This window comes from Nostoc sp. KVJ20, from assembly GCF_001712795.1.
Lineage (GTDB): Bacteria > Cyanobacteriota > Cyanobacteriia > Cyanobacteriales > Nostocaceae > Nostoc.
Window position 1 is genome coordinate 64,186 of the sequence record NZ_KV757626.1, and the last position, 6,706, is coordinate 70,891.

Annotated in this window: 5 protein-coding genes; 2 read left to right on the top strand and 3 right to left on the bottom strand. The window is 40.9% G+C overall.

All coding sequences use genetic code 11. From position 1 onward, the window contains the following. Positions 1 to 995: 995 nt before the first annotated feature. Positions 996 to 1,619: a GNAT family N-acetyltransferase gene (locus tag A4S05_RS17720; RefSeq protein ID WP_256091019.1), complete on the top strand. Its 624-nt coding sequence runs from the start codon at positions 996 to 998 to the stop codon at positions 1,617 to 1,619. 804 nt (positions 1,620 to 2,423) lie between these two features. After that, positions 2,424 to 2,978, top strand: coding sequence for a hypothetical protein (locus tag A4S05_RS17725; RefSeq protein WP_069071117.1), 555 nt, complete (start codon positions 2,424 to 2,426; stop codon positions 2,976 to 2,978). A gap of 8 nt (positions 2,979 to 2,986) precedes the next feature. On the opposite strand, the gene A4S05_RS17730 is transcribed toward A4S05_RS17725, so the two are convergent. The 3 genes from A4S05_RS17730 to gor form a co-directional block, all read right to left on the bottom strand. After that, positions 2,987 to 4,135, bottom strand: a complete 1,149-nt coding sequence (locus A4S05_RS17730; RefSeq protein ID WP_176727033.1) for a histidinol-phosphate transaminase — start codon at positions 4,133 to 4,135, stop codon at positions 2,987 to 2,989. Between the two features lie 100 nt (positions 4,136 to 4,235). Beyond that, the gene (locus tag A4S05_RS17735; RefSeq protein ID WP_069071119.1) at positions 4,236 to 4,877 is read right to left on the bottom strand and encodes a YqiA/YcfP family alpha/beta fold hydrolase; all 642 of its coding nucleotides are present in this window, start codon (positions 4,875 to 4,877) and stop codon (positions 4,236 to 4,238) included. Positions 4,878 to 4,974: 97 nt separating this feature from the next. Beyond that, on the bottom strand, positions 4,975 to 6,351 hold the full coding sequence (gene gor, locus A4S05_RS17740; RefSeq protein WP_069071120.1) for a glutathione-disulfide reductase: 1,377 nt from the start codon (positions 6,349 to 6,351) through the stop codon (positions 4,975 to 4,977). Between the last annotated feature and the right edge of the window lie 355 nt (positions 6,352 to 6,706).

The window sequence follows — 6,706 nt, forward strand, 5'->3', positions numbered from 1 at the left end:
AGTCGGATAAAGAATAATCTGATCAGGTAAGGATTTTTCTGAGTCAGGTAAGAGCAGAGCATTTCGACCAATAAAGCTGCTTGGCTACATGACTGCTGAGTGTAGGAGCGTTTACTCACAGGAATTTGTCTCAATGGCTTGTGCCGATTACCGTTTGCTTTGGTGCAGTGTAATTGCTTTCATAGTCTGTTTTAGTGTTACAGAGTCGATGCTTGCTTGCCAAATCTTCCTTCACCTCCTGTGAGCAATGTCTGATACTACATACAGCGCTCATAGCTAGCTGAAAAATCCAGATGAAGCTGCATATTAAGTTTTCCCTTTGCGGCAGTTGTACTAACATTTGCAGGTAAATTTTATTTATGGTAGTCATGGTAGAGCCAACAAAATTAAAACAATAATATTTAAAGCCAAAGTATACTATTAGACAAACACCTCTTTCTAATTTAGCAATCAGAACTATCATTAAGACAAGTGGTAGTCGTTGAGAAATCCGGAATTAGGGATTAGGGAGCCTTGTAGATTCTTGTCCCACTAGCTGTACAGCCTATTCATCCAACTCAGTAGAAAAGTAGTCTCAATGTAGCGGCAACTGCAAAAACAGGTTCAGTACTGCAAACAAGGGTGGTTTGAAACCAGAGTTTACTTATGGTGTACTTACTTAACAATTTTGTAGATGCTGCCTACGGACAAGTTATGCTATGTCTCTGCCCACTCACCCAAAGCTATACCACTTTACAGATGTAACAATCTGATCCGATCCGCTCTCTACCTGAAACAGGTGATGCACCTGAACTTAAGATTATGGAATGATGAAACTGTAACTCCTAACACTCTTTCAAAAATACAGGTTATAAAACCCCAAACTAAAGTGTAAAACTTTGTTTGATCCACAAGCAAAAGCGAATTAGCAATCTCAGGTCAATTGAGTTTCCTGAGCGGCTCTTAAGTTATGATTCAGTTTAAATCTGGTTTTAGGATATTTGAGAAATTTTTCGTTGAATAAAATCAATACTAAACTAGCCTTGAAATATCGGTTTTTCCATCCATACCACCAACAGCCAATCAACCCAGCTTCCTACCAATTCCAAATTCGTGCGGCTACACCTCCTGATTTGATGGGTGTTGCCCAAATTATTACTGAAAGTTTTCACTCCCACAACGGTATATGGGGATGGGCTTTCCCATTGCTACGTCTGGGTATTTACGAAGACTTAAGGCATCGGATGACATCACCTGCGCCCCGTCATGTTTGTTTAGTAGCTTTTGAAGCTACTAGTAGTGAGGCTAATAACTTAGTGGGAAGTGTGGAATTGGGTGTACGTTACAGTGATTCATGGAGCCAGGTTGGCGTAGGTTTTCCTTACTTATCTAATTTAGCGGTTCACCCAAAATACCGTAGACATGGTGTGGCTTCAGGATTACTTACTAGCTGTGAAAAAGTCTCTCGTGAGTGGGGATTTCAAGACTTATATCTTCATGTTTTAGAAAATAACCATCAAGCAAGACAGCTTTATTTCAAGCTGGGATACCGGGTGCATAAAGTTGAATCTAATTGGAATACATTTTTTCTCAGACGCTCAAGCCAGATGTTATTGCACAAGCACCTGAGTGCTGACTAGATTATCTGAATCGGATTTTAGTAATTGTCAAGTTTTGTATTTAATTACTTTGGTAATTAAATACAAACGAATCTAATCAAAACAATTCGCAATTACTTTTTGCGTTAGCGAGTCTGCGTACTCTTTCAGAGAAGCAAGCTACGCTTTTAGCGTCTCGTAGAGAGCGTCCGGGGATTTAGACCACGCTCCAAAACGGGCTGGCTGCCTGTCTTGCTGGGGACTTAAACCCCCAAAGTGCGTTAAAAATCCAGCCAATATTTAGCTAAATATCTAAATAACAGCTAAAATATATTTATTCGCTTCGCCAATTAATCGCTTTTGATAATTCTTTTTGAAAATAAAATTTGATTTATACTTTTTACAAAAAATCCTCTCGGAAATATTAAAAAAAGTATCTTTTGGTAAAAACTTTTAATATTTTAAAATATTAAATTTTGTCTTTTTGGATTTATCATGAACAAATATTTTAAAGTATTAAATATAGATAAATAAATGGATTATAATGAGAGAGTATGCGAAATTAAGCTTAACAAAATCATCACTTCCTCATAATAACTTTGTAATTAAGATATTCATCTTTATAAAAACTTTAATAAAACACTCCAATAGTTTACAGACAAATCTAGTTATATCTCATAAAATATAATCACTCAATTGCTGAAATAACAGCTATCTATTGCTATTTTAGTTAAATTGGCCAGAAAGGTCTTGATAATAAAAGAATTCAACAACCCCATTTTATATAACAACTAGTTTTGTTTTGAAGTGCATACTACTACCACATTCGTTGAAAGTTTAAAAAACATGGATAGCGAACAGCATCGACGCTATCAGACCTCTATGGTATCAACTTATTACCCTGAAACTAGTTTCCTTGACTCTCTTGTCATGTCAGACGGAACTGAGCAATCGCAAAGTTTGGATATCCTGACACGTTTGCACAGTGGAGAAGTCTTCATCGTCAATAGTCGGAGACGAAATGGATTAATACTCTTTAAGCGCTACCATGCAGAGTTTGCTGGGCCTGGGGCTGCTGTGGGTGGGGATTATGATTGTGATTGCCAAAGGGCACTCCCTATAGGTAATCTGTCTTTGTTAACTCCCGAATCTAATGAAGATCGTCAGAAGGCTTACTTGATTAGACGACAGTGGATTCGATTGATTAAACAAATTACAGAAAACCCGGTGCCTGGGCAGCGAGTCCAAAAAATTCTTGATCAATTTGAACAATACTTCCCACCAGAAATAGTGCATCTTCTGCCGGATGTTGCCTTTGCTCTTTTAGTGGGTGTGCTGCCACAAACAGTAGGGATAGTACGTCGTTTGGGTAGTGAGATGGACAGCAGATTTAATTACTGAACTAATTGCTAAGATTCCAAATTTGCCAAAGCAGCTTGGACTCGATTTACGGTGCGGGTATTTTCTTCTATTGTTCCAACAGTAATTCGCAATCCTCCGCTAATGTGTCGCACAAGAGTGCCGAGTGTCCTAAGTTTTTGGTGGAAAGTTTTTAAAGCAGTATCTTGTAGATGAGAGCCATTTGGTTGAAGACGCAGGTAAATAAAGTTGGCAGCACTTGGGGTAATTTGTAGTTCTGGTTGTTGGGATAAAATTTCGATGAGTTTCGCTCGTTCACTCAGAGTTTGGGAAATCGATTCAAGTAAGAGTGTGCGGTTTTGTAAAGCAACTAATGCTGCTGCGATGGAAAAGCTGGGAAGATTGTAGGGTAAGCGAACTTTTTCTAAGATGGCGATCGCTTCGGGATGAGCGACGCAATAACCAACACGGAGAGCTGCTAATCGGAAGGCTTTAGAAAAAGTACGTAATATCATCCAATTAGGGTGTTGAGTTAATTCATGTACTAGAGTATTTTTACTGAATTCAAAATAAGCTTCATCAATTACTACCAAAATATGTTGTGGTAAACTTTTTAGCCATGCCAACTCTGCCTCAGTTAAGCTATTGGCAGTCGGTGAATTGGGATGCACTACGAAAACTACGCGAATGGGAGGATTTTGAGTTTGTTCGATGGCTGACTGTGCGGCGCTGATGTCAATTTCAAAATTGGTTTCATTTCTACCCACTGTCACTACAGGAATGCCCAAAGTTTGCGCCAAAATCCCGTACATAGAGAAAGTGGGATTAGCAACGAGAATAGAACCTTCTCCTCCTAGACAGGTGGCGATTAATAAAGAGCGGATTAGTTCATCTGAACCATTGCCAACAGAAATATTAGCAGCAGTAAACAAAGATGATGAGAGGGCGGCTGACTCGTTGACATACTCGGCGATCGCATCCTTAAGTGTTTCATGTCCACCATCGGGATAACGATTTGTTTCAATTACTTGCTGATACGTCCAGGCCAGCTTCTCTTTTAGCTCAGGTGGCAAATCGTAGGGGCTTTCATTTGTATCCAGCCGATCAAACTGTGTGGGGACAGATGCGGCTGTATCGCTGCTGGGGTGAGGTTTGTACGCACTAAATTGTGCTAAATCTGACCGGATGAAGGGAAGCATAGTTTTAGTTATTAGTCATTGGTAGTCATTAGTCATTGGTAAATAACAAAGGATAAATGACTAAGGACATAGTTATATAAGAGTTTAATATTTTACAGCTTCAAGGTAATTGGCAAAAGAGGCGAATTGCCTGCCAAATTTTTTCCATAACATTACCTAAAGCGTGGTCACTGTCGAGTTCGACTAACTCCACCCAAGGACGTGAACGCGCAAAGTCACGACTGGCTTCGATGGGGATAACTTCATCCTTTTTTCCATGCAAAATTAGGGTTGGGATAGGACGTTGCAAAAGCTTTTCTTGGTGTTGGGCGGCATCTGCTACGAAATCGTAACTTAAAGGAATTGATCGGCCTTCCCCATAGTGGTAGACCATGATATATTTTTCTTGTTGCCAACGCTGCACTTCTTCATTTCCTAGCTTGGGCAACCAATGAGATAGAAACCCAAAAGCTGGTGCTAGCAGTACAAGACGCTGTACTTGCAAATATTGCTGACCCAAGTGGGCAGCGGTCAAACCGCCCAAACTTGAGCCAATCAGCGTTACTGGCGTAGAATCATTACTGAATTCTGCGGCAACTTGAGTGATCTGACGAGTGATGGTCAATTGGGAAAAATCGCCAGCATTCAAATCGGGAATTTTCAGCTTTGTTTGAATTTGGGAAAAGCGATCGCTTATATCCCGTGCTTTAGAAGAATTAGGGCTGGAAGCAAAGCCGTGCAAGTAGATATACTGAGTAAACATCCAAGTTTTACCGTTAGGGTCGTCCTTAGTCATTTGTCATTGGTCATTAGTTTTAGCTTAAACAGTAAGAGACAAAAGACAAAGGACAATGACCTAGTTAACGCATTGTGACAAATTCCTCTGCGGCTGAGGGATGGATACCCACAGTGGCGTCAAAGTCTTTTTTAGTTGCGCCCATTTTCACAGCGATCGCCATACCTTGAATAATCTCGGCTGCATTTTCACCTACCATGTGAGCGCCTAGCACTTTATCAGTGTTGCTATCAACCACTAACTTCATCATTGTTTTCTCTTGCTTACCAGTCAAACTGTGGTACATGGGCCGGAAGCGAGTGCGATAAATGGTAACAGCATCACCAAGTTTCTCGCGGGCTTCGGCTTCTGTCCAGCCGACTGTTGCGGCTTCTGGATTAGAAAATATAGCTGTGGGAACAGTTTTGTGAGAAAATTCACGGCGGTTATTTCCGAATTCACTATCGGCAAAAGCGCGACCTTCGCCAATGGCCACGGGAGTTAAACTGATTCGGTCAGTGACATCGCCAACAGCGAAAATATTCGGTTGACTAGTTTGACTATATTCATTGACTGCGATCGCATTTGTAGTGTCATATCCAGGCCCTTCGATGGAACTAGGGACAAGATCAACCCCAGCATTTTCTAAACCCAGTCCATCTACATTGGGAGTTCGACCTGTCGCCACTAAAAATACGTCGGCAATTATTGGTTCTTGATCGTCTTCTGATAAGGTCAGTTTCAAACCTTCTGGCACACGTTCAATTGCTTTCACCACATTATTCTTAATCAGCCGAATTCCGTGGTTCGTCATCCCCTCTTCAATTTCTGTGCGGACATCCTCATCAAAACCCTTCAAAATCTTTTCACCTCTGGTAATTTGTGTCACCTCAGAACCCAAACCACGCATAATACAAGCAAATTCTGTGCCGATATAACCAGCGCCAATAATGACGATGTGTTTTGGTTGTTCTTTTAAATGAAAGATTTCGTTGGAGGTAATGCCATATTCCACTCCTGGTAAATTTGGCTTGACAGGACGCCCACCAACAGCAATTAAAATTTTTTCCGCTGTAACTTTTCGTCCATCAACTTCTACGGTGTGGGGGTCTACCAATGTGGCGCGACCAGAAATTAGTTCCACTCCGGCTTTTTCTAAAAAGCTTATATGTAGTTGCGACAGTCGCCGAACTTCATTATCTATAGATGTAATGAAATATTCCCAGTTAAACTCAGCATTACCCACTTTCCAGCCATAGCCTGAAGCATCACTGAACAATGCAGGAAAGTGAGAGCCATAGACCATAAGTTTTTTGGGAACACAACCGCGAATCACACAAGTGCCACCAACTAAATCATATTCAGCGATCGCCACTTTTGCGCCATAACTAGCCGCTTTTTTGGAAGCCGCCAAACCTCCAGAACCCGCACCAATCACAAACAGGTCGTAATCAAAAGTCATAAATTTATGTTCTCTTTAGCAACAAATCAGTTCCAGGGAACTTACACACAGAATGTGATTGAACCTATATAAGGATATCCGGTGAATCCTGTATAAGTCCTGTCCTTGATTTAATCTAGCGTTAGCAGATGTTATCTAGTCGTAGGGAATATCACTTTTTGGTGTGGTTGTTGTAGGTTTTGTTGGAACAGCTAAGTTCCACAGGATTTACGCAATATTAATAACAAAACGAACGGTATTCGGTGTTTGCAGAGCATCTTGTACCCCCATTAGCAGTTTTATGTGCTTGGAGAGTCGCTTGGGGTATCGGGTGTTGGCTCAATTGGTGGGGTATCGGGTGTTGGCTCAATTGGTG

What these genes read in the sequence shown, in the direction of transcription:
- A4S05_RS17725 (WP_069071117.1), top strand. Translation starts at nt 2,424, where the DNA reads ATGGATAGCGAACAGCATCGACGCTATCAGACCTCTATGGTATCAACT.
- A4S05_RS17730 (WP_176727033.1), bottom strand. Translation starts at nt 4,135, where the DNA reads ATGCTTCCCTTCATCCGGTCAGATTTAGCACAATTTAGTGCGTACAAA.
- A4S05_RS17735 (WP_069071119.1), bottom strand. Translation starts at nt 4,877, where the DNA reads ATGTTTACTCAGTATATCTACTTGCACGGCTTTGCTTCCAGCCCTAAT.
- gor (WP_069071120.1), bottom strand. Translation starts at nt 6,351, where the DNA reads ATGACTTTTGATTACGACCTGTTTGTGATTGGTGCGGGTTCTGGAGGT.